General features: G+C 61.9%; 22 protein-coding genes. 13 read left to right on the top strand and 9 right to left on the bottom strand.

The genetic code is table 11. The annotated features are described in order from the left end of the window. The first annotated feature begins 103 nt into the window (after positions 1-103). The 3 genes from EK416_RS07875 to EK416_RS07865 all read left to right on the top strand — a co-directional run bounded on the left by EK416_RS07875 (position 104) and on the right by EK416_RS07865 (position 2600). The gene (locus tag EK416_RS07875; RefSeq protein ID WP_127076960.1) at positions 104-1426 is read left to right on the top strand and encodes a bifunctional phosphopantothenoylcysteine decarboxylase/phosphopantothenate synthase; all 1323 of its coding nucleotides are present in this window, start codon (positions 104-106) and stop codon (positions 1424-1426) included. Beyond that, entirely contained in the window at positions 1423-1881 is a 459-nt protein-coding gene (gene dut, locus EK416_RS07870; RefSeq protein ID WP_127076959.1) for a dUTP diphosphatase, read from the top strand. The genes EK416_RS07875 and dut overlap by 4 nt, the downstream gene beginning before the upstream one ends. A 143-nt stretch (positions 1882-2024) precedes the next feature. Continuing rightward, positions 2025-2600 (top strand): GNAT family N-acetyltransferase, encoded by a 576-nt coding sequence (locus tag EK416_RS07865; protein WP_127076958.1) that lies wholly within the window; start codon positions 2025-2027, stop codon positions 2598-2600. Between the two features lie 70 nt (positions 2601-2670). Here EK416_RS07865 and EK416_RS17980 read toward each other — a convergent pair whose 3' ends face one another. Beyond that, positions 2671-2790, bottom strand: a complete 120-nt coding sequence (locus EK416_RS17980) for a helix-turn-helix domain-containing protein (protein ID WP_127076957.1) — start codon at positions 2788-2790, stop codon at positions 2671-2673. 192 nt (positions 2791-2982) lie between these two features. On the opposite strand from EK416_RS17980, the gene EK416_RS07855 reads away from it, so the two are divergent. Beyond that, positions 2983-3759 (top strand): ceramidase domain-containing protein, encoded by a 777-nt coding sequence (locus EK416_RS07855; RefSeq protein ID WP_127076956.1) that lies wholly within the window; start codon positions 2983-2985, stop codon positions 3757-3759. Between the two features lie 60 nt (positions 3760-3819). Next, a complete protein-coding gene (locus tag EK416_RS07850; protein ID WP_127076955.1) occupies positions 3820-4191 on the top strand; it encodes a hypothetical protein in 372 nt (123 codons plus the stop codon). Between the two features lie 31 nt (positions 4192-4222). Here EK416_RS07850 and EK416_RS07845 read toward each other — a convergent pair whose 3' ends face one another. Continuing rightward, the gene (locus tag EK416_RS07845) at positions 4223-4969 is read right to left on the bottom strand and encodes a class I SAM-dependent methyltransferase (RefSeq protein WP_127076954.1); all 747 of its coding nucleotides are present in this window, start codon (positions 4967-4969) and stop codon (positions 4223-4225) included. Positions 4970-5196: 227 nt separating this feature from the next. Between EK416_RS07845 and EK416_RS07840 the strand changes: the two genes are divergently transcribed. Beyond that, positions 5197-7593 (top strand): efflux RND transporter permease subunit, encoded by a 2397-nt coding sequence (locus EK416_RS07840; RefSeq protein ID WP_127076953.1) that lies wholly within the window; start codon positions 5197-5199, stop codon positions 7591-7593. 71 nt (positions 7594-7664) lie between these two features. Next, positions 7665-8075 (top strand): hypothetical protein, encoded by a 411-nt coding sequence (locus EK416_RS07835; RefSeq protein ID WP_127076952.1) that lies wholly within the window; start codon positions 7665-7667, stop codon positions 8073-8075. Between the two features lie 105 nt (positions 8076-8180). Here EK416_RS07835 and EK416_RS07830 read toward each other — a convergent pair whose 3' ends face one another. Both EK416_RS07830 and EK416_RS07825 read right to left on the bottom strand, forming a co-directional pair. Then, positions 8181-8852, bottom strand: a complete 672-nt coding sequence (locus EK416_RS07830; protein WP_127076951.1) for a J domain-containing protein — start codon at positions 8850-8852, stop codon at positions 8181-8183. Positions 8853-8898: 46 nt separating this feature from the next. Then, entirely contained in the window at positions 8899-9630 is a 732-nt protein-coding gene (locus EK416_RS07825) for a YbbN family protein (protein WP_127076950.1), read from the bottom strand. 362 nt (positions 9631-9992) lie between these two features. Here EK416_RS07825 and EK416_RS07820 point away from each other — a divergent pair, with 362 nt between their 5' ends. The 3 genes from EK416_RS07820 (at position 9993) to EK416_RS07810 (ending at position 13361) form a co-directional block, all read left to right on the top strand. Further along, entirely contained in the window at positions 9993-11762 is a 1770-nt protein-coding gene (locus EK416_RS07820; RefSeq protein ID WP_164729916.1) for a Clp protease N-terminal domain-containing protein, read from the top strand. Between the two features lie 181 nt (positions 11763-11943). Beyond that, positions 11944-12198, top strand: a complete 255-nt coding sequence (locus EK416_RS07815; RefSeq protein ID WP_013419557.1) for a zinc-finger domain-containing protein — start codon at positions 11944-11946, stop codon at positions 12196-12198. Then, positions 12195-13361, top strand: a complete 1167-nt coding sequence (locus EK416_RS07810; protein ID WP_127076948.1) for an FAD-dependent monooxygenase — start codon at positions 12195-12197, stop codon at positions 13359-13361. The genes EK416_RS07815 and EK416_RS07810 overlap by 4 nt, the downstream gene beginning before the upstream one ends. A gap of 78 nt (positions 13362-13439) precedes the next feature. On the opposite strand, the gene EK416_RS07805 is transcribed toward EK416_RS07810, so the two are convergent. Continuing rightward, complete coding sequence (locus EK416_RS07805; protein WP_127076947.1) at positions 13440-13664, bottom strand: hypothetical protein; 225 nt, start codon at positions 13662-13664, stop codon at positions 13440-13442. Positions 13665-14109: 445 nt separating this feature from the next. Between EK416_RS07805 and EK416_RS07800 the strand changes: the two genes are divergently transcribed. Further along, a complete protein-coding gene (locus tag EK416_RS07800) occupies positions 14110-14382 on the top strand; it encodes a DUF6460 domain-containing protein (protein WP_127076946.1) in 273 nt (90 codons plus the stop codon). 362 nt (positions 14383-14744) lie between these two features. Here EK416_RS07800 and EK416_RS07795 read toward each other — a convergent pair whose 3' ends face one another. From EK416_RS07795 to EK416_RS07780, 4 genes are all read right to left on the bottom strand, one after another. After that, positions 14745-16067, bottom strand: coding sequence for a 4Fe-4S binding protein (locus tag EK416_RS07795; RefSeq protein WP_425376114.1), 1323 nt, complete (start codon positions 16065-16067; stop codon positions 14745-14747). 310 nt (positions 16068-16377) lie between these two features. After that, entirely contained in the window at positions 16378-16713 is a 336-nt protein-coding gene (locus tag EK416_RS07790) for a cupredoxin domain-containing protein (RefSeq protein ID WP_127076945.1), read from the bottom strand. Positions 16714-16825: 112 nt separating this feature from the next. Further along, on the bottom strand, positions 16826-17323 hold the full coding sequence (locus tag EK416_RS07785; RefSeq protein ID WP_425376113.1) for an iron transporter: 498 nt from the start codon (positions 17321-17323) through the stop codon (positions 16826-16828). Positions 17324-17701: 378 nt separating this feature from the next. After that, positions 17702-18253 carry an iron transporter gene (locus EK416_RS07780; RefSeq protein ID WP_127076943.1) on the bottom strand — a complete coding sequence of 184 codons (552 nt, stop codon included), beginning with the start codon at positions 18251-18253 and terminating at the stop codon, positions 17702-17704. A 439-nt stretch (positions 18254-18692) separates the two neighbouring features. On the opposite strand from EK416_RS07780, the gene EK416_RS07775 reads away from it, so the two are divergent. Both EK416_RS07775 and EK416_RS07770 read left to right on the top strand, forming a co-directional pair. Further along, positions 18693-20036, top strand: a complete 1344-nt coding sequence (locus EK416_RS07775; protein ID WP_127076942.1) for a carbohydrate porin — start codon at positions 18693-18695, stop codon at positions 20034-20036. Between the two features lie 278 nt (positions 20037-20314). Next, positions 20315-21583, top strand: a complete 1269-nt coding sequence (locus EK416_RS07770; RefSeq protein ID WP_127076941.1) for an O-acetylhomoserine aminocarboxypropyltransferase/cysteine synthase family protein — start codon at positions 20315-20317, stop codon at positions 21581-21583. Positions 21584-21587 lie beyond the last annotated feature (4 nt).

Genomic DNA, 21587 nt, shown 5'->3' with positions numbered 1-21587 from the left:
AACCGTACCGCCGGGCCGCCCGCACATCTCTCGGCGAGTGACCGCCGATGATGACTCCCGCCGTCGGCCGCTGTAGGATTTCGCCGCAATCGGAAAGCCGGACATGCACGGAAAATCCATCCTCCTCATCATCGGCGGCGGCATCGCGGCCTATAAATGCCTCGACTTCATCCGTCGGGCCAGAGAACGCGGCGCGAAGGTTCGCTGCGTGCTGACGCGCGCAGCGCAGGAGTTCGTGACGCCGCTTTCGGTGGCGGTGCTGTCCGAGGAGCCCGCGTTCACCGAGCTTTTCGACCTCAAGAACGAGACGGAGATCGGCCATATTCGCCTTTCGCGCGAGGCCGACCTCATCATCGTCGCCCCCGCCACGGCCAACCTCCTGGCGAAGATGGCGCACGGCATCGCGGACGACCTCGCCAGCACCGTCATCCTCGCGGGCGACAAGCCCGTTCTCGCCGCGCCCGCCATGAACTGGCGCATGTGGACGCACCCGGCCACGCGCCGCAATCTCGCGCAACTTGCCGCCGACGGCGTCCGTTTCGTCGGTCCGAACGAAGGCAGCATGGCGTGCGGCGAGTGGGGTGTGGGCCGCATGGCGGAGGTGGACGAGATTATCAGCGCGGCAAACGCCATGTTTGAGGATAAGGCGCCTCGCCCCTCCCATCAGAATGGCAGAAAGCTTTGCGGCAAGAGTGCCGTCGATAAAGCCGCGGAGAAAGGGGATATCTCCAGCAGCGATGAACTGGCGGGGCGGCACGTGCTCGTCACCGCGGGGCCGACCTACGAGCCGCTCGACCCTGTCCGCTTCATCGGCAACCGTTCGAGCGGAAAGCAGGGCTACGCCATCGCCGCCGCCGCCGCACGTCTCGGCGCGCGCGTGACGCTCGTGGCCGGCCCGACCGCGCTGCCCGATCCCGGGGGCGTCGCGACGGTTCATGTCGAAACCGCGCGCGAAATGTTCGACGCGGTCGAGGCCGCGCTTCCGGCGGACATTGCCATATTCGCCGCCGCCGTTGCCGACTGGCGCGCTGCCGCAGTCGAGCCGGAGAAAATCAAGAAAGGCGAAGACGGCCCTCCCCAGCTTCGTCTCGTCGAGAATCCCGACATCCTCAGGACCGTTGCCTCGCGCGGGACAGGTCGCCCGTCGCTTGTCATCGGGTTCGCAGCCGAAACCGGCAACGCGCTCGCGCTCGGCTCAAAGAAACGCGCGAGCAAGGGGGCCGACTGGATTGTCGCCAACGATGTCTCGCCAGAGCGTGGCGTCTTCGGCGGCGATCACAACGAAGTGCATGTGATCCGCAACGAAGGCGTGGAAAGCTGGCCTGCCCTGTCCAAGGAGGACGTGGCACAACGGCTCATGCGCGCGGCGGCGGAACATCTCAGCGCGGTGCGCCGCGCCACCTCCCGACAAGAAGGAAGTTCATGAGCGAGGTCGTCGTCCGATATAATGTGCTGCCCCATGGCGAGGGATTGAACCCGCCCGCTTATGCGAGCGAGCACGCCGCCGGGCTCGATCTGGCGGCAGCGCTGGAGCCTGGGCACGCTCGGTTCCTGGCTCCGGGGGAGCGCGCGCTGATCCCGACCGGCATCGCTCTGGAGCTGCCGCATGGATATGAGGGGCAGGTTCGCCCTCGCTCCGGGCTGGCGCTCAACCACGGACTGACGGTCCTGAACGCGCCCGGCACGATCGATTCGGATTATCGCGGCGAGGTACAAGTTTTATTGATCAACCTCGGCAGCGAGCCCTACGCCATCGAACGAGGCTTCAGAATAGCGCAACTCGTGATAGCCCCGGTGACGCGGGCGAGACTGGAAATTGCTGACAAACTTCCCGCGACAAAGCGAAACACCGGTGGCTTCGGCTCCACAGGTCAATTGTAAACATGGCGTTTTCATTGGGCGGCATAGGTGCCATGCGCCTATGTTTCGCGCTCTTCGCACTTGCACAATGACGGCGCCTGCTACAATTGTACGCCAAAGGAGCCGAAACATTTGGCTCGCAACCATCCAGAAGGAGGTTCCCAATGCCTGAATCTCACCTCTGGGGAGGAACGATCAGAAAGATGTGGTTGTCGGAAGCCGACAAATTCCGCGATCACCTCTTGAGACTTGACCGTGACAGTCGCCGGATGCGCTTCGGCATGGCTGTGAGCGACGCCTTCATCATCGACTATGCTTCGCGGCTGGGAGAGATGAAGTGTCTCGTCTACGGTTTCTTTGTCGAAGGGGAAATGCGCGCCGCAGCGGAAATGCGGCAGATCGGCGATGCGTGGTCGGCGGATGCCGAAGGCGCGTTTTCGGTGGAGCACGACTATCAGAACAGGGGCGTCGGAACCGAGTTGCTGGGCCGCATCATCCGCGCGGCGCGGAACCGGGGCATTCAGCGCCTCTACATGAACTGTCTCGCCGAGAACCACAAGATGCAGCGCATCTGCCGCAAGTATGAGGCGGAACTGCTGTTCGATCATGGCGAAGTCGTCGGGCGCGTGTTGCCCGCGCTACCGACTTACATCTCGCTCTGGGAGGAGGCCGTTGACGACACGAGCGGCTTCGTGATGGCGATGATCGACCTGCCGGTTCATTCCGAACCGGTGGCGTGAAACGACGGGGCCGCTCAACGAAGCGGCCCTATTCGCATCATGGGGGCGACCGCGCTTTCGCCTTCGCGACCTAACATTCCCGGTCCGCTCCCTTCATGGCCGGAGATGCGATGCCTCCCTGCTCGATGCGCTGAATGGTTCGAACGCTGACGCCGCTTGTCTCCGCCAATTGTTCCTGAGACCATGCCATCCTCAGGCATGTGAATTTTACTCGTTTCCCGTTCGAAATCGTCGCCGTGATCTCTCCTTGCGCAGAAGGAAACCCCGTTTCGTTTGCGACAACCGGGGTTCAGGCGCCACGCCGCGTTTCATGCAAGCGGATTATTGCCCGCGCAACGCGGCTCGGCTAAAGCTCGTGAAGTAAAGGCAAAGGAGAGCGCCCATGGACTTTGGCAGCCTGCTCGAATCCCTGTCCCGGCCCGTCGACATCTACTGCGAGCGGACAGGCGCCTCCTTTGACGCGGAGCCGCTCAACGCGATCTCCAATTTCGCTTTTCTGATTGCCGCATGGGCCGCCTGGAAGCTCAGGTCGCAGAGACTGGACGATGCGCACAGTGCCGCGATCAAGGCGCTCTGCATCCTGATCGGCGTCGTGGGTGTCGGCAGCTTCGTCTTTCACACCATCGCGACCAAGTGGGCGGAGTGGGTCGATGTCATCCCGATCCTCGTCTTCATGATCTTCTATTGCTGGATGATACTGACGGTGTTCTTCCAGTGGTCGGCATGGCTCAAGGCCGCCGCTTGCGTCCTTCTCTTCGCCACCACCTTCTATCTTGAGGCGGAGGAATTCGCTCCTGTTCTGTGGGGCGGAGCGATGTACCTGCCGTCGCTCTTCTTCATGCTGGCGGCGGGGGCGGGAATCTGGCTGCGAAATGCGGCGGCGGGGCAGGCGTTCTACGCCGCGGCCGCTGTGTTTGCCGTGTCATTCACCGCGCGAACGCTCGACATGCCGCTCTGCAACGACATCCCGGTCGGCGTTCACTACTTCTGGCATCTGTTCAATGCGACCGTGCTTTATCTGCTCGTGAGAACGTTGATCCTGCATGCGCCGGCCTCGAACGCCGCGCCCGGCGCCGGTCTGGGCTCCGCCGGCTGGTCCCGAGCGGCCTCCGCATCGACGGAAAACGGACTCGGCTTTCCTCTGTTTCCTCAAAATTGACGTTTTGCAGTCCGATCTTCAAAAGATGAGACCATCACCAAGTATTCAACGAGGTTGTTCGTGAAAAAGTCTTCATGTTTCGTGGTTGCATGTCTTTTTTCACTTGGCCTTGTGGCCGGATCGGCTGCGGCGCAGACGACGACTCCCAATCCCTTCGGAGGCACGGCACAGACGGGCACGCCTGCGCAAACCGCTCCTGCGCCCAAGAAGGCAAAGGCGCCCGCCGCTCTCGGCACCGGCCAGTTCGCGAGCGAGGCCGAAGCCAAGGCGAGCTGCCCCGGTGACACCGTCGTGTGGGCCAACCTCTCGTCGAAGGTCTATCACTACGCGACCGCCAAAACCTACGGGAAGACAAAGCGGGGCGCTTACATCTGCGAGAAAAGCACCGCCGCAGCCGGCTTCCGCGCCGCGAAGAAAGAACAGCGCCCTTGAGTGATGCGCGCGCTTCGCGGGCCTGATACCGTCAGATCTTGCGTGCGACCACGAGTTCAAGCGTTGTCCACGCCAGCGTCTGAAGCGTTCGCGGCTTGTCGACCTTGAGCCCGGCGGCATCGAGCGCTTTCGCGTATTCGGCGCAATGCTCGACATCCGCGATGGCAGCAATACCGCGTGGCCTCAGAACCCGCGCGATTTCGCGGCATGCCGCAGCCCGCGCCGCTTCGGTGTCGAGCGTATGCAGGAACAGGAGCGAAAGCACCACATCGAAGGAGTTGTCGACAAAGCCGATATCGCGCGGGTCGTCATTGCGTAATTCCACGCGGTCGGCAAAGCCCGCCAGTTCGAGATTGCGCTGTGCATCTTCGATCGTCGCAAAGGCCTGCTCGCTTTCCCACGCATCGATGCCGACAACCATCCCGGTTTTCAGGCGCTTGGCCGCGCCGATGGCCAGCAGACCACGTCCGGTGCCGAGGTCGAGCACGGTTTCGTTTCCGTGCCAACGAATGAGGTTCAGCATGCGATCGCGTACGACGAATTTGCCCCTGAGCGACCAGGCGAGCATGAGCGCACAAGCGCCGAGGCTGAGACAGCCGAGCGCGAGGAGCGTCGGGCCGAGAAGGGGGACCGGCGCCCCCGCGTCCTTGTGAGACGGCAGCAGATACCCCGCCGCGAGGGCGGCGATACCCGCGAGGAAAAGCCGCGCAAGTGCCTTTGGCTTGTCGATCCCATAGTCCGGCTTGAGCGGCCGCCGTGTCCGCAGAGCTTGCTTCATTGAGGTTTAATCTAACTCGGCAATGGTGCAGTTGCGACGGCTTCGTGGGGAGCCATGGCCGGGGCTCAATTAATTGTGTGAGGCAATTCGTCTCTTAACCAAACGCTCCCCGCAGCCCTTATTTGCGTCGGCTGTTAACGGTTACGCGGCGACGCGCGATAGCGGTTTTCCGGGGTTGCGTGAGATTTGCCGGATGGGCCAGACAGATTTCGAGGGGGCAGACTCTGATGGACGGCACTGATGGGAACCAGCGACACGCAGGCCCGGAGGCCAGAAGCCCCGCATCGCTCCCCCCCGCCAAGGCCGACAACCTCGTTCTTGGGGTAGAGCGTTCCGGGCTGATCGCACTGCGCACGCCCATCCTTTCGGCTGTTCTCGTCGCCCTTCTTTCCATCATTGCCGCTTTCGGCGTGGCCCGGCTTCAGGTGGACGACTCGCTCAGTTCGCTTTTCCGCTCCGACACGCCGGAGTTCCGCCAGTTCGAGGATCTGACGAAGCGCTTTCCCTCGCATGAGTTCGACGTCCTGATGGTGGTCGAGGGCGAGCGCCTCCTTCATCGGGACAGCATCGATCAGCTGCGCGACCTCGTGACCGACGTCCAGCTCATCGAGGGCACGCGAGGCATTCTGTCCCTGTTCTCGGCGCGCGAAGCTCCCGAGGCTGGCAAACTTCCCGGCCCCCTGTTCCCGGCGGACCTCCCCGACGGCCAGGAATACGACGCGCTCATCAAGCGTGTGCTCGCCAACGACATCATCAAGGGCAAGTTCCTGTCCGACGACGGCAAGCTTGCGCTTATTGTCATCGCCATCGATCCTGCCGTCGCAAATGGAGACCGCATCGCCGATGTGGTGCGGCAGATCCGCGAAACCGCCGCGCTGGATCTCGAAGGCTCCGGCCTCAAGGCCGAATTGTCGGGCGTGCCGGTAATGCGCCTCGAAATCCGCACCGCCGTCGAGCGCGACCAACTCCTCTATAACGGCATCGGCTTTCTCGCCGGATGCCTGATCGCGATCATCTTTTTCCGGCGCCTGTCGTTCATGGTCATCGCCGCCGCGCCGCCTCTGCTGGCGATCCTGTTCGCGCAAGGCGCGCTCGGCTGGATGGGCTTCACGCTCAACACGTTCCTGAACGTGATGACGCCGCTCATCATGGTGATCTCGTTCTCGGACAGCATGCAGCTCACCTTCGCCGCGCGCGACAGGCTCATCCGTGGCGACAACAAATATCAGGCGTTCAGGAACGCGATCCTGATCGTCGGCCCCGCCTGCGTGCTGACACACGCGACGGCGGCCTTCTCTTTCGTGGCGCTCCTGTTCTCAAGCTCCGACATGATCCGCCATTTCGGCGAAGGCGGCATCATCGCCACGGTGATCGCGCTCTTCACCGTCATCACCGTGCTGCCGCTGCTCGGCGTGCTGCTCGTGCGCAAGGAGACCACCTTCGCGGCCAGCATGAAAGGAGCCGATACCGCCGTCGACGCGCTGCGCGCCTTCTGCGGATGGATCGCGCATCGTGTCGTGGCCCGGCCGGGGCTTTACAGCGCCATCGCCCTCCTCGCCGTTGCGGGCCTGGCCTCGATCTATGTCGGTCTTGAAACCCGCTATCGGCTCGCCGACCAGGTTCCCGACAAGCGGCAGGCCGTCGCCGCGAGCCAGCGCCTCGACGCGAAGCTCACCGGCTCGAACCCGATCAACGTCCTGATCGAGCTTCCCAAAGGCGTCTCGGCTTACGATCCGCAGGCGCTCAAGGTGCTCGCCGACGTGCATGCCGCCGTGGAGCATCAGAAGGGCGTCGGCAACGTCTGGTCCGTGGAGACGCTGCGCCGCTGGATCGCGGAGAAGCTCGGCCGCTCCGACATCGAGACTTTGCAGCGCTATATCGGCTATCTGCCGCCCCATCTCGTGCAGCGCTTCCTGGCGAAAGAGGGCGATGCGGTCGTCGTGTCGGGCTACATCCCGGACGAAGACGCCAACGAGCTTTTGCCGCTCGTGAACCAGCTCGACGCGACGCTGAACACTGTTCGCGAGGCCAACCCCGGCTATACGGTTGCCGTCACCGGCCTTTCCGCCGTCGCCGCCCGCAACAGCGCGCTGATGATCCAGCGGCTGAATATGGCGCTCACCATCGAAATCGTGTTCGTCGCCGCCTTCATCGGCCTCGCCTTCCGCTCCTTCGTGGTGATGCTGTCGGCGATCCTGCCTGCGATCATTCCCATTCTCGCCTCGGGCGTGTTGCTGTGGCTCGTCGGAAGCGGACTGCAATTCGCAAGCGTCGTCGCGCTGACCGTGTCCTTCGGCCTCGGCCTGTCGGCGACAATCCATTTTCTGAACAGGCTAAGGCGGGAGGACAGGCCCGGTCAGCCGCCCGAGCTTGCCGTGGAGCGCGCGACTGTGCTTGTCGGTCCGGCGCTCATCCTGACGACTGTGGTGCTTGCCTGCGGGCTGGCCGTAACGGTGTTTTCGGACCTGCCATCGCTCAGGCTGTTCGGATGGCTTTCGGCCTTCGCGATGATCGCGGCACTGGTGGCAGATCTCTTCGTCCTGCGGCCAATCATTATGTTTCTCTTGCGCCTGACGCGTCGAAATGGGCTCGGGGTCGAAACGGAGGCGGAACCAGCCCAATAGAGCGCCGTTGTCGTGGAACCCTTTGTTTAGAGACGCGACCTTATGACGGACTCACAATCAGGAGGCGTACCGTGAAACCAATCCATGTAATGCGTGCCGGTTATGGCGCCGCCGTGGCGGCTGCCCTTGTCTTCTCGCTCAGCGCTTCGGCGGAACCCCGCGCCGAAGGATCTTCCATCGCCGGCTCTTGGAGCGGCGGCGGTACCGTCGTCATCGGCGGACAGCCGGAACGGGCTCGCTGCCGCGCGAACTACTCCGGTGGCGGTAGCTCCGTCGTCATGACGGGCACGTGCGCGACCGCATCGGGCAACGTCTCTCAGAGCGCGCGGCTGAAACGCGTCGGCGCCAACACCTATGTCGGCAGCTTCCACAACCCGCAATATGGCGTCACCGGCAGCATGCGCGTGACTGTGAACGGCCGGACTCAGAACGTGCAACTCAGCACATCGGCTGGTTCCGCTTCGCTGACGCTTCGCCACTAATGGAGCGAATTTGACATTTGAGACGCCCGCTCAAATGTCCAAATCCTAAAGCTCCGATTCTGGAAGACCTCGGCAAGCCGCTTGCTTCGCCGGGGTGTCCCGCGATCAGACGCCGATATTCTCCAGAAGCAGATCCTTCGCGGCGTTGATCTGCGAGGCCAGATAATTCGAGCCGCCCTGATCCGGGTGGAAGCGCTTCATGAGATTTCGATGCGCTGTAAGCACATCGTCGCGTCTGGCCCCCGGCTTCAACCCGAGAATGAGATAGGCTTCATCAAGCGTCATCGCCCGCGACGGCCCCGCGTTCGCGCCGCTGCCGCGCGCCCCCGCGGTCCAATCCGGAGAGACGCGATCGAGCCACGCCTCGAAAAGCTTCGCTCCCTGCGCATCGTTGGCGCGAAGTTCCGCGAGGACCTCCCCGCGCTCGGCTTCCGAAAGATCGTCGAGCGCCTTGCCCTCGAACCGCCCCTTGAGCAAGCGGCCAGAAATCGCCCCTGTCTGATGATCGAGCGTCATGTCGAGCCATGGCGTGCGCACGCCCGATGCGCCCGCGCCCCTGCCGATCTTGCCCTTGCCGGGAAACCACCCGGTTCGCTGCATGAAAGACCAGACCGCCATCCCGGCGAGCATTCCAACGCCGATGTTGCGCGTGAGTACGAAACCCGCCACGAAGGCCGCGAGCACCACGCTGCCCTTGCGCAAATAAACCGCGAGCTTGCCCATGTCCGCGCGCGCCAGATAGCCGAGCAGGTAAAGGCCCGCTCCCAAACCGACCAACAGGAGAAAGAGCTGTAAAATAGCTGCGCCCCCGGCTTCTCAGCGCTTATCGTCTCGACATCTGTTCAAGCAGCACCGTAGGTGCGGCGCGGCCTTTTGCATAGTCTGCAAGTGCGCGCCGTCCACCGGCGGCGTAATGGGCGACGGCTTCGAGCAGTTCGCGAAGCTCGGCGGCCGAGCCCGGACCGAAACGGCAGGTCGCGCCGTTCGTCAGACGCGCAATTTCGCGGAATGCTGCCTGTGTGATCCTGTCGTCGCCTTCCTGAAAGAGGAACGCGGGCACAGACAGCAGGCCGAGCTTTCCGGCAAGATCGGCCAGTTCGTCGACATTTTCCTCCATGGCGTCGCCGACATACACGAGCGCGCTGACTTTACCCGTCCGAGCTTCGGCGAGCGCATGGTTCAGAACCTTGCGGATTTGCGTGTAGCCGCCCCGGCACGAAACTGCGGTCATGAGCCGGGCAAGCGCCCCCGCATCGCTTACCCAGCGGCTCGCCTTGCATTCGTCCGTGCCTCTGAAAAAGACAAGCTTCACATCGAGGCCGCCCACCGCTTTCACTGCGTCGAACATGTCGGCCTGCACCTTGAGCGCCATGTCCCATGTCGGCCGGCGGCTCATGGTGGCGTCCATCGCGAAGATCAGCCGCCCATGCCCGGAGGAGGGAGACGGCGTCGAGCGCATGCGATCGAGAAAGGCGTCGATTTCCGACCGGCCGCTCGGTTCTTCTGCGAGCGGCGTTTGCTCCTTTCCTGATGGCGGTTTTGTCAGTTTTGCCATGGCGTTCCCGAGCTGATCGAAAGATCTTGATATGGGCTGCCTCTTGCCATCCGGAAATGCCTTCCAGGACCGCGTTTTTCCAAACTGCGCCTGCAATGTCCTGCTTCGCATGAGATTTTCGCGGATCATCGGATGCCGACAGGGTGTTATGCATGCCGAGCGGGCCTGAATCTCGGATTTGTTTACATTTTCCGTTTCATGTTGTGCTTTCCAGATCCGTGGCGTCCGCCTATTGTTGCGACGAAAAAGTGATCTCCTGCATTCGGCGCAAACCGAAGCCGGGTTCCGATGATCGTGCCGGTAGATTTTCGGCGCGGGGCGCGCCTGATGGCGCATTCGCCTGGAAGGCCGTGGTGGGGACCATGAACGACCATTCCGAAGCGACCGTGGAATTGCCGCGGACCACTTATCTCGATCACACGCTGCGACGCGCGCGAAGCGCGGCGGAGCAGCGCTCGCATCGCTATGTCACGCTCGAACATCTGCTTTTCACGCTTCTCGACGACCCGGACGCGTCGCGGCTCCTCACGGTAATCGGTGCGGATGTGGCGCTCATTCGCGCCGCCGTCACCGACACGGTGAACAACCGAATGAGTTCGCTCGCGGTGCCGGATGGACGCCCGCCGAATTTCAGCTACAAGTTCGACACGCTGTTCATTGCGGCGTCTCAGGACGCGGCGCGGACGGGACGCCATGAAATCGACGGTGCGCTCGCCCTTTTGGCGATAGCGCGGGAACCGGAAAGCAACGCGTCGGCGATCCTTGCGGCGAACGGCTTCAACCCATCGGCCGCGCTTCACGCCATCGCGTCGTCCCGCTCCCCGCACCGGCCGCAGGAGACCGCTCCCCCGCCCCTGCCTTCCCAGCCCTCGACGCACCAGGAGCCAAACAAGCCGACTTCAGTCGCTCCGCCCCCTCAAAAGACGAGCGCGCCCGCTCCCGACGACGCTCAAGACGGCATGGACGACATGTTGGCCAGTGTTCGCGACATCCTCGAAGCCGAACAGCGGAAGGAAGCGGCAAGCTCTACTCCGCCGGCCTTCCCGGCGCTCTCAGCGCCGGCACCTGCAGCACCGGCGACGGCTGTGCCCAAGCCGCCGTCTCTCGGTCCCGCGCTCCCCGCGCAGACGCCGCCTCCCTTGCCGCAAAGCGGATACGCGCCGCACGACGACGCCCCGCGCCTTGAGCCGGGCTTCGGCCTCTCCGGCGATGGATATCCCGCCCTTCCGCCCCAGCCCGTGCCTCAGCTCAGGACGGAGCCGCATCAACAGCCCTTGCCCAACGAAACGGCTCGGCCCAACGAAACGGCCTGGTCCTTCCCGGCACCCGAAATCTCGCGCGCGGCGGAAATTCCCGGCGGCGCGGGCGGTCCGGAAGGCCCGCGACTGGGACTTGAGCGCCGCCCTGCGGAGAGGGCAGACTTCGCTAACCCCGTGCCTCCATCCCTCGCTCTCGAACCGCCGGCAACGCCGCTGCCTTTTGACGCGCCGCCTTCCCCGCGCTTTTCACCCGTTGCCACTGAGCCAGCCCGCCCGCCTGTCGAAGCGAAGGGCGACAAGAAGGGGAAGCGGCGCACTCGAAACGCCGACCAGGCCACCGGGCTTCTCGCCAGAATTCTGCAGCCCATCCCACGCATAACGCGCATCGCGGTGCCGGAAACGGTGGAACTGCTCCTGTCCAGGAAAGAGGCGTGGGCCTTGTTCGCGCGCGCGCGCCCTCAGGGCGCGGCGAGCGTCGATGCGTCCCCTCACGCGCCGGTGCGGGCCATAACCGTGCGCCTCACCGCGCCGGAAGGAGGCTTTTTCATCGAAGGGCAATCGCCGGAAACGCAATGGCTTCTGGACCGGCCCGCCTTTATGGGGGAGGAGCCTTTCGGCAGTTGGGTCTGGCTTGTGGTGCCGAACGACAAGGGGCCGTTCTCGCTCGTTGTCACTCTTCACGCGCGCGACATCGATGCGAATGGAGCGGCTTCCGACCTGCATCTTCCCGATCAGGTGGTGAAGGTTCAGGTGCGCGGCAATTTCTGGCGCGGCTTTGTCAGTTTCCTGCGAACCCTTTTTCTTCTGTCGGCGGGCGGAGGTCTGGGAGCTGCGGCTTATTACGGATTGAAAATGATGGGCAAGGTGCCATAAGCAAGATTAGAATTCTTCCCGACACAGGCGAGGCAGTAGCGGTTTCGCCGCATCCGGAAAAAAAAGGTTCGAGGCTCAATCGGTAACCGGGGCGCGGCGTTTTGCCTAAGCGTCTTCACGCCACTTGCAAGCCCGGTTCTTTTGAGTATCGTGCGGCCCGCGCAGCAGACAGGCGGTTTTGATGGCGAAAATTGGAGTACCGCATTTCCATAACGACATCGGAGTCGAAAAAATCCATATCGGCGTGAAAGAGTTCCAGTGTGTGGGCGCCAGACCGCCCGTCGACCATCCTCATGTTTACCTCGATATGGGCGCGGACGATCAGATCGTATGCCCCTACTGCTCGACCCTCTTCATCTATGATGCGAATTTGCGGCCCGACCAAACGGACCCACCCTATTGCCTTTTCGAGCCACAGGAGGCTGACGCGCGATGACGAACAGCGCACAAAAAGAAAAAATCGCGATTGCCGGGGCAGGTATCGCCGGTTTGAGCGCGGCCATCGCTCTCAGGCTCGCCGGTCATCCGGTCGACATCTTCGAGGCGGAGCCGAAGCTTCAACCCTTCGGAGCCGGTATTCAGATCGGCCCGAACGCCACGCGCATCCTCGAAAGCTGGAATGTCGCGCTTCTCGGCACGGCGTTCGAGCCGGAAAATATCGAGATCCACAGCGCCCGCACGGGTTCGCTGCTCAACACCGTTCCGCTGCGCGAAGCATCCCGTTCGCGCTATGGCGCTCCTTACGTGACATTGCTGCGGAAGGATCTGCAGAACGCGCTCCTTTCACGCGCACGTGATCTTGGCGCCGTTCCGAAATATTCCTCGCCAGTAACAGGCGCCGAACTGACCAAGGACGGTTTCCAGGTCACCGCCGGCGGTCGTCCCTATACGCTCGACGCGCTCATCGGCGCGGATGGAATCGGCTCGTCAGTGCGCAAATTCGCATGGGGTACGAAGCAGCCCGTCTCCGCGAACGCCGTTGCCTGGCGCGCGATCCTGCCGATCACGGCAGTGCCCGAGGCGGCCCGAAAGAATATCGGCGTCTGGATGGCCACGGGTGGTCATTTCGTTCATTACCCGGTTTCGGGCGGCTCGTCGCTCAACGGCGTGCTCGTCCTTGATGACGACTACCGCAACGACGGCGAACCGGACCGCAACGACCCGCTGCCTTATCTTCTGCACAGGCTCGAAGGCTGGGCGCCGCAGATTCGCGAAGCCGTGTCTTCAACCAAAGCCTGGCTGCCCTGGCAGTTGCGGAGCCTGGAGAAGTGGGAAGGCGGTCATGGCCGTGTTCAGTGTATCGGCGATGCATGGCATGCGATGCGCCCCTATCTCGCCTCCGGCGGCGTGATGGCAATCGAGGATGGAGCGGCGCTCGCATCCGCTCTGTCGCGCAAGGGCTCCATCGAAGAGAAACTCGCCCGGTTCCGCGAGAAGCGCGCGGCGCGCGTCTGGCAGGTGGCGGAGAGATCGGCACTTATCGGCCGGATCTATCATGTTTCGCAGCCGTTCGACGCAATCCGCGACCTGGCCATCAAGAAATCGTCGCCCGCCAAATTGCTCGAGCGGAACGATTGGCTCTACAACACGCGGGTCTAGCCTTCTGCGCAAAAAAAATCGGGGATCGCCTTCTCCGGCGGTCCCCGATCTGTTCTGAGGGAGCTTTCCTGCCTGCTGTTACGTCAGGGTTTGCTCCATCGATCCGAAACGTGAGGGCGTCACGTGTTCGGCATGTCCGAGGCTCACCAATCTTTCCTTGCCTTTGCGGCTGGTGAGCCAGCGGGTGGCGTCTTCCTCCGTGTGAAAGCAATAGGGCAGCACGTGCACACGACCGAACGCGGCGGGAACCACCAGTTCGAAAGTGCCGTCGTCAGCTTCTCTGAGATAAGGTTTCGGGGCCATCGTAGCTACCGCTTGACATTTGCCTGAACCGATCAGGCCATGATCCTGTAAACGAAAGGCAAACAACGCGAACCCGCCGATGTTCCCGCCTGCGTCACCGAGGAATGCCGCTTTTTTGCGCCCTTGGCAGCACTGCCGCTAAATTCGGCATTTGCTCTCGGCTTGATTTGCTCCTGGTTTGTCGCCTGAGCGGTGCGGCAGACGCTTCCGCTTGCATAGGTTGCCGCGTTGGAGGTTAACAGGGGATTGCCGCCGCGTTGCATTGCCTTCGACCCTACCGGAGGCCGGAGCATGGCGCCCGTCATACGCCGAATTCGCTTTTCGTTTCCCGCCGTCCCGGCTATCGATGTTTGCGTTCGCGACGAACCGGATCGAGCTTCCAAGCTTGATCGCGGGCTAAACCACGGCGCGCTCATCGCGCAAGCAAGAGCGAGTGCAAGCTACCATGGAACGCTTTTTCGGCGGCAGCCCCGCAACCGTCATACTGAAGCTTGCAATCGCTTCGCTCATCATCGGCCTGACGTTGTCGTTCTTCGGCCTCGATCCGGCGAATATCTATGAGGCCATGCTGCGTCTTGGCGACTGGATTTCGTCCCTCGGCCTCGACACGCTGAAACAGGTCGCGCGATATATTGCGCTCGGCGCGGTCATCGTGGTGCCGGTCTGGCTTCTCGTGCGCGTATTGAGCCTTTTCGGCTCGGACCGCCGCAGCAAATAGGGACACGCCTTGACGGCATCGGGCGCACCCGCCATGGCGCCGAGCAATCGAGGCGTGCGCTCACGGCCGCCATCCCGGCGCGCGGCATGAAACGGATCTTTGCCAACATTCCGCCGCGCCGTAACCGAAAGGGGCGGTTCGTCTTTTCGGGGCTCGGCGCGACAGCTTTGAGCGTTTCAAACGGTGCCTTGGCATAGCCAAACGCCGCGACAAGGCTCCCGCCAGCTTCCTTGCCGCCGTAAAGCTCGTCGCGACACCGCCTTTGGTGCAAGCCTTGGAGATCATGGCTTGGAGCGTCTGAACGGCCCCTGCGGTCTCGGATGATCTGCACTGCCATCAACGTTCTCGTGGCGGTTGACCGGCTAATAAGGCAACGCCCAGGCCAAGGCGCCCGCGCCGATCGCGCCGAGCATGAGCGTCGTGGCCGCGATCTGCCGTGTCCGCGACCCCGCGTAAAGGCCGCAGATGCGCCACGCAAGCGCCACGGACCAGAGCGCTGCGGCGGCCATGACCGTATTCTCCACCGTCGGCATGAAAGTGAGGCGAATGCCATCGGCCTTGAGGATCGACGTCGTCGTGGCCAACAGGCCCAGAAACACGATGCTGCCGGCTATGGGAATCAGCGCCTGCGCCAGGTGATGCGTCCGTTGCCGCCAGACCGCGCCCAATGTCGCCCCACCCAGAGGCCGCGCGAGAAGCCGCCCCGCCGACGCGAGAAAGACCATGATCGCCCCGCCGAACACGAGAGCGACAAATGTGAGGTAGGTAAGCAGCATCGCGCCATCGAGCGGCGACATCACATCGTTGAGGTCAGGGTAGTTCGTCAGCACCCACCAAGGAACATGTCCGGTGATCGGCCACATGACGCCCTTGTCGACGAGCCATTCGGCGGCCGCCTGCTTGCCCGCGATGTAATAGGGGCTCGAAGCCCAATGGAACGCGCCGGCTGCGACGCCGAGCAGGCCGAACACGATAAGCCAGGTTTCCCAAGGCTTCGTCTGAGACCCCGCGACATGGACGATTTCGGAGCCGGGAGTCCGGCGCGACAGGGCGACTGCATCGCGGAACCCGGCGCAACGCCCGCACATGTGGCACGTACTTGCTCCCTGCATCGTGCGGATCGGCACTATGGGCGCGCAATTGAGCCGGGCGACCGGCTTGGTGGAATCGTCCCATGCGGCGCGGTCCACGCGGTAATGCAGCGGAGAGAGCTTCGACAGAAGGCCGAACACGCCGTGCACCGGGCAGAGATATTTGCACCAGATGCGCTTGTTGCGGCCGTACATGTAGCCGATCCAGATAGCGGCAACCGTCGAGCCGCCAAGGATGAGAAGCGCGGGCTTGGGATATTGGTAGACGCTCAGCATCTGGCCGTAGACGGTCGTCAGCACGAAGGCCACGAACGGCCACATCTTCCATTTGACCCAGGCAGGGGCCGAGCGGCCGCGTCCATGTCGGCTCGCGGTTTCCGACAGCGCGCCTTCCGGGCACATGACGCCGCACCAGAGGCGCCCGACCATGACCATGCTGACGAGCACGAAGGGCCACCAGATGCCCCAGAACACGAACTGCGCGAAGAGGGTCAGGTTCGTCCAGATATGCGCCGTACGCGCTGGTGGCGGCAGGAAGGCGGGTACGACAACAAGAAGGGCGTAGATCCCGACGATGATCCACTGAACCGCCATCACGGCGCGCTGGTTGCGCGCGAGCCATTCCCCGGCCGCCGCGATCCAGCGGTCGACGCGCGCCGCCCTTGGAACCTCGTCGACCTGTCGAGGATCGGCTGCGGAAAGATGCGTGTCGCAACAGGGCGAATGGCCCGGTCCGTGTTCAATGGGTGTTCGGTTCAGCATGTCTGCAGACGACGTCACTTCGATCATTGTTCTCGCAGCGACCATACCACAAGGAAGGGCGCGATGATTGCAGGATGCTCCCAATCCGCAAACATCGCGCCAGAGCCTCTGCTACACCTCGCATGCCGTCGCGGCGCGGTATTCACTTGGCGACGAGCACCGTCGGCGGAGCGTCGGGCTGAAACTCATCGAAGAACTTATATTCGCCGGGATCGAGACGCCGAATGATCATCCGGCCGGTGCCTCCCGCGGGGACGACTTCCTCCTTGCGGAGTTCGTAGCTCTCGAACTCGGCCGGGACGGTGCCCGTGTTCTTGATGACGATCTTGAAACGCGTGTTCGCCGGAACTTCAAGGCGCGGCGGCGTGATGACCCCGTCCTTCATCTCGATTTCGAATACGGGCTCGTCCGCGAGAGCGAGCTGCGGCGCAACAGCAAGACAAAGCGCCGCTAAAGCGGCTTTGGTCCGATATTTCATGAGATGGCTTCCCTCCGTGCCTCGCGGAAGCGCCGAGAAATCGGTCCGTGTCCGGCGCATTGCTCGACGCGGACCGACTCCCGCTGGCGATCAGCGTGTGAACCGCCTTATATTAATAGGCACCCTTCTTGCCGGTGCCTGCGAAGGTGAATTCGTACTCCACCGAGAATGGAGCGAACCAGGGCGCGACGCCAGTTTCCTTGTCGACATGGCGACCGAAATGCGAGTGCTTGTCTGAGCTGGGCGGGGCAACATCGAGCTTGAGCTTGTACTTGCCGGGGCCCGCGAGCTTGACGTTATCGCCGTAATGAGGGCCGTCGTTCGCCACCATCGGCATCATGTCGCCGGAGATGACCTTCTTGCTGTCGAGGTTCGTGAGTTCGTACTTGACGTTGAGCGCGGGCACCCAGTCGCCTTCGGCATAGCCGTTCTCATTGCCTTTTGCAGCCTTGATATCGGCTTCAAGGTGAACGTCGGAATCCTTCGCATCCCGCATCATGCCGGGCGGGTCCATCTCGATGGGCTGAAGGTAAACGGCGGCGACTTCCAGACCGCCCTTCTCTTGCGCTTCGCCGATGGGATACTCTTTTGCAAAGCTTTGCGAAGTCATGATGCAGGCGGACAGCGCCACCGCGCCGGTCAATCTGATGAACATCTTCTTTTATACCCCGATCATTTGCTTCCGTTGTGTTTCTGTGCGGAAGCTTCGTTTCATCCGGCAACTTTTTGCTTGCAGCGAACAGGTAATGCAGCGCTTTTTTCTTAACGCCGGGAATGCCTCGAAATCAATAGTTATCTTCTTTAATTATAACAGTTCCAGATTGATGATTTTGGGTGTGAATACGTTTGTTACTCGGACCGCAGAGTAATATGGAGTAAAATACGGATGCGAACATGTCTCGTCCGCCGCAATTCGGCAGACGAGACTATTTTCGTCATGGGTGAAACATAGGTAAACGTCGAACGGCTTCGTTTATGGGCGCTAACTCTAGTAGGCGCCCTTCTTGCCGGTCCCGGCGTAAGTGAATTCATAATCGAGCGAGAAGGGCTTGAACCAATCGGGCACGCCGTTTTCCTTGTCCACATGGCGAGCGATGCGCTGCTTCTTGTTGTCGCTGGGAGGGGAGACGGTCAGCGTCAGCTTGTATTTGCCCGCACCACCGGCGCCGGGGAGCTTTATGTTGTTGCAGTAGGCGAAGCCGTCAGTTGCGATGTCCGGGACGAGATCGCCCTTGACCGTTTGCTTGTCGTCGAGGCGGGTCAATTCATACTGCACGACGAGTCCGGGAAACCAGAGCCCCTCCTCGATGCCCCAGGCATTACCCTTGGCGGCGGTGATATCCGCCTCGACATGGAAGTCGGACTCTTTCGGGTCGCGCATGAGTTCCGGAGCGTCGATCTCGATCGGCTGAAGGTAAACGGCCCCGACACGCAGGCCGCTTTTTTCTTGAGCTTCGCCAATCGGAATTTCCTTGGCCGAAGCTGCCGAAATAATAAGGCACGCAGAGAGCGCGGCGATGCCCGCGATTCTGTAATTCATCCAAGCTTCTCCTTGAATTATTCTAGTTCGTTCAGCAAGAAAACTCGCATCCGGCTGGCGCGTGGTCGCTATATCGAAAGTAAACCGTGGCGCGCTGGCATGGTTACTGCGTGATTATCGTAAGCGCAACGCCTATCTTTTCGATTTAGACCGGTTCTAAGGACGTGTTTTTGAGCAACGCTTGCAATCGAGAATGCTTCTAAACTGTAATATTGCTAGTCTAGCCGATTGACCCGCATCCGAAGCATCGATATCTGAATCTTTATAGTGCGGCGATTTTTGGCTGCATAGCTCCCGCCATTCTTTTTCATAGGCATCAGATGGTGCGATGATCGTTGGCGGGAGGGCGGTTGCGATCGGCAACCGCGAGTAGAACTGTTGAAGAAGGGGCCGGGCTAGGCTTCGAATTGGGCGAAGGTGACCTTTGGGGGGCACATACATGACAATGAAGATGATGGGCACGGCGTGCAGCGCCGCTGCAATCTTTGCGCTTGGCTTTGGCGCGACCGCCGCGCTGGCGGACGAGAAGGACGGCCTACCAGAGGCGTCCATCGCAACCAGCCTGAACGGCGGCCCCGATGCCGGCGCTCGCGCAGCGCTCGCAGAAAAAGGCATCACCTACGGCATCAACTACATCGGCGAGACATTTTCCAGCTCGGGCGGCGCGAAGGACGGTTCGACCTATCAGGGACGCCTCGAACTCCTCGTCGACGCAGACCTCGAAAAGCTTTGGGGCCTCAAGGGGCTGACCTTCCATGCCAATGGCTACCAGCTCCATGGGCGCGGTCTCGGCGGCCATCTCGGCGAGCCGATCATGGCGATCAGTTCCATCGAAGCCGATCCGAGCACGTATCTCTTCGAACTCTACCTCGAACAGAAGTTCGGCGAGCGCGTTTCGATCCGCGCCGGTCAGCTCGCGGTCGACAGCGAGTTCTTCACCAGCGAAACCGGCGGCAACTTCATCAACTCGACTTTCGGCTGGGCCGGCATCTGGGCGGCGGACGTCGGATATGCCAACGCCTATCCGCTGGCCACGCCGGGTGCACGCGTCAAGGTCGACCTCACCGACAATCTGACCTTCCTCGCGGCGATCTACAACGGCAGCCCGACTAATCCCGCCGGCGACACCAACGAGAATGGTACGGCGTTCCGCACGAACGACGATCCGTTCCTGATCCAGGAACTGCAATACAAGTACAATCAGCCCGCCAAGGCGGAAGGCGGCCTGAAGGACGGCGGTTACAAGGGCTACAAGGACTTCGCTCCTGCTCCGTCCGGCATAACGAGCCTGCCCGGCACGATCAAGCTCGGTTCGTGGCAGCACACCGAGGACAAGAGCTTCTTTGAGGTTTACAAGACGGGTCTGTTCGACTCGAACTACGGCTTCTACGCCTCGATCGACCAGCAGATCTACGCGCTGCCTGACGACCCGAAGAAGGGCATCAATGTGTTTGCCCGCGTCGCCGGCACGCCCTCGGATCGTAACGCGGTGGACTTCTACTTCGACGGCGGCGTTGTCTTCTCCGGCTTCATCCCGAGCCGTCCGGACGACAGCTTCGGGGCTGGCTTCGCCTATGCGAGCGTCTCTGACGACGCGATCAAGTATAGCGAAGATTTTGCGAATTCGAAGTACGAGTCTGTCGTCGAACTTTTCTACAAGGCGCAGATCGTGCCCGGCCTGACCATCCAGCCTGACCTCCAGTACATGTGGAACGTCGGTGGCATTGAAAAAGGCGGCGATGACGCGATCTACGGCGGCGTGCGCGTCTCCGTCGCTTACTAAAACCCAGGCGCATACGTTCGGTTCGGTGACGGCATGTCTTGAACCCCGTATGCGCCCAAGACTGCCAGTAACGCATTGGTTCCCATGCAGCTTTGACGTTTGCATCCGATTTCGCCGCCGCCAGCGCGCGGGATCGGATGCAAATTTTCCTGCACTTGTGTCCTCAACTCGGTTAGAACTTTCTTCTAATTGCCGCACCCAAAATGGCAAGCGCCGAGAATGGATTTGCTGCGCGGGCTTTCCGCGCAGCTTTCCTCCGTTGAGGATACTGGAAAGCCATGACGACTTACGGAAAAGGTACGCTCTGTATTCAGGCGGGGTATGCGCCGAAGGTGGGCGAGCCCCGCATCGCTCCTATCGTGCAGAGCACGACCTACAAATATGACGACATCGCGCAGGTGAACCGCGTGATGACGCTTCAGGAGTTCGGATACAAATACAGCCGCACCGGCAATCCGACCGTGACCGCCTTCGAGGAGAAGGTGCGCATTCTTGAAGGTGGCGCCGCCGCCGTCGCGACGGCATCAGGTCAGGCCGCAAACGTGCTTGCCCTGACCAATATCCTGAAGGAAGGCGATCACGCGGTTTCGTCGACGGCGCTTTATGGCGGCTCGTTCTCGCTTTTCAACAATACGCTGAAGAAATACGGCATCGAGACTTCGTTCTTCGAGCCGGAGCAATCCGAGGAAGAAATCGCGGCGCTGTTTCGCCCGAACACCAAGGTTCTGTTCGGCGAAACCATCGGCAATCCCGGCCTGAACATCCTCGATTTCGACAAGCTCGCAAGCCTCGCGCGTCGCTTCGACGTGCCTTTCATCGTGGACAACACCCTCGCCACGCCTGTGCTCTGTAATCCGTTCCTGCATGGGGCGAACATCGTCACGCACTCCGCCAGCAAGTATATCGACGGTCACGCGACCAGCATCGGCGGCATCGTGATCGACGGCGGCAATTACGACTGGACGAACGGCAAGTTCCCCGACATCACAGAGCCGGACCCGACTTATTACGGCGCGCGGTATATCGAGAAGTTCCCGAAATCGCCGTATCTCGCGAAGGCCCGCGCACAGTTCCTGCGAGACTTCGGCGCGTGCCTTGGTCCGCAAAACGCATTCCTGTTCTCGCTCGGGCTCGAGACGCTGCACCTTCGCATGCGCGCGCACAGCGAGAACGCGCTGGCGCTTGCGACGTTCCTCAAAGATCATCCGCGCGTGACGTTCGTCGATTATCCCGGCTTGAATCCGGTCGGACGTGAGCGCATCGCAAAATACTTCCTGAAAGACGCCGGCAGCGGCGTGCTCACCTTCGGCCTTTCCGGCGGCATCGAAGCCATCGACCGCTTCGTCAAAAAGCTGAAGGTGGCGGCGCTCGTCGTGCATGTCGGCGACGCGCGCACCTCCGTGCTGCATCCGGCTTCAAGCACACACGCCCAACTCACGGAAGAACAGCAACGCGCGTCCGGCATCACGCCCGACATGATCCGCGTGTCCGTCGGCATCGAAGACACGAAAGATATCGTCGAGGATTTTGAACAGGCGCTTCAGTAGCGGC

Source organism: Rhodomicrobium lacus, assembly GCF_003992725.1.
GTDB classification, from domain to species: Bacteria; Pseudomonadota; Alphaproteobacteria; order Rhizobiales; family Rhodomicrobiaceae; genus Rhodomicrobium; species Rhodomicrobium lacus.
The sequence above is the reverse complement of the archived record's forward strand: the minus strand, read 5'-3'. Positions and strand labels throughout refer to the sequence as shown.

Bases quoted from the DNA above. Each gene is read 5' to 3' on its own strand.
- EK416_RS07790 (WP_127076945.1), bottom strand. From the start codon at position 16,713: ATGAAATATCGGACCAAAGCCGCTTTAGCGGCGCTTTGTCTTGCTGTT.
- EK416_RS07855 (WP_127076956.1), top strand. From the start codon at position 2,983: ATGGACTTTGGCAGCCTGCTCGAATCCCTGTCCCGGCCCGTCGACATC.
- EK416_RS07865 (WP_127076958.1), top strand. From the start codon at position 2,025: ATGCCTGAATCTCACCTCTGGGGAGGAACGATCAGAAAGATGTGGTTG.
- dut (WP_127076959.1), top strand. From the start codon at position 1,423: ATGAGCGAGGTCGTCGTCCGATATAATGTGCTGCCCCATGGCGAGGGA.
- EK416_RS07780 (WP_127076943.1), bottom strand. From the start codon at position 18,253: ATGAATTACAGAATCGCGGGCATCGCCGCGCTCTCTGCGTGCCTTATT.
- EK416_RS07795 (WP_425376114.1), bottom strand. From the start codon at position 16,067: ATGGCGGTTCAGTGGATCATCGTCGGGATCTACGCCCTTCTTGTTGTC.
- EK416_RS07815 (WP_013419557.1), top strand. From the start codon at position 11,944: ATGGCGAAAATTGGAGTACCGCATTTCCATAACGACATCGGAGTCGAA.
- EK416_RS07845 (WP_127076954.1), bottom strand. From the start codon at position 4,969: ATGAAGCAAGCTCTGCGGACACGGCGGCCGCTCAAGCCGGACTATGGG.
- EK416_RS07775 (WP_127076942.1), top strand. From the start codon at position 18,693: ATGACAATGAAGATGATGGGCACGGCGTGCAGCGCCGCTGCAATCTTT.
- EK416_RS07770 (WP_127076941.1), top strand. From the start codon at position 20,315: ATGACGACTTACGGAAAAGGTACGCTCTGTATTCAGGCGGGGTATGCG.
- EK416_RS07840 (WP_127076953.1), top strand. From the start codon at position 5,197: ATGGACGGCACTGATGGGAACCAGCGACACGCAGGCCCGGAGGCCAGA.
- EK416_RS07820 (WP_164729916.1), top strand. From the start codon at position 9,993: ATGAACGACCATTCCGAAGCGACCGTGGAATTGCCGCGGACCACTTAT.
- EK416_RS07810 (WP_127076948.1), top strand. From the start codon at position 12,195: ATGACGAACAGCGCACAAAAAGAAAAAATCGCGATTGCCGGGGCAGGT.
- EK416_RS07825 (WP_127076950.1), bottom strand. From the start codon at position 9,630: ATGGCAAAACTGACAAAACCGCCATCAGGAAAGGAGCAAACGCCGCTC.
- EK416_RS07805 (WP_127076947.1), bottom strand. From the start codon at position 13,664: ATGGCCCCGAAACCTTATCTCAGAGAAGCTGACGACGGCACTTTCGAA.
- EK416_RS07785 (WP_425376113.1), bottom strand. From the start codon at position 17,323: ATGACTTCGCAAAGCTTTGCAAAAGAGTATCCCATCGGCGAAGCGCAA.
- EK416_RS07800 (WP_127076946.1), top strand. From the start codon at position 14,110: ATGGAACGCTTTTTCGGCGGCAGCCCCGCAACCGTCATACTGAAGCTT.
- EK416_RS17980 (WP_127076957.1), bottom strand. From the start codon at position 2,790: ATGGCATGGTCTCAGGAACAATTGGCGGAGACAAGCGGCGTCAGCGTT.
- EK416_RS07875 (WP_127076960.1), top strand. From the start codon at position 104: ATGCACGGAAAATCCATCCTCCTCATCATCGGCGGCGGCATCGCGGCC.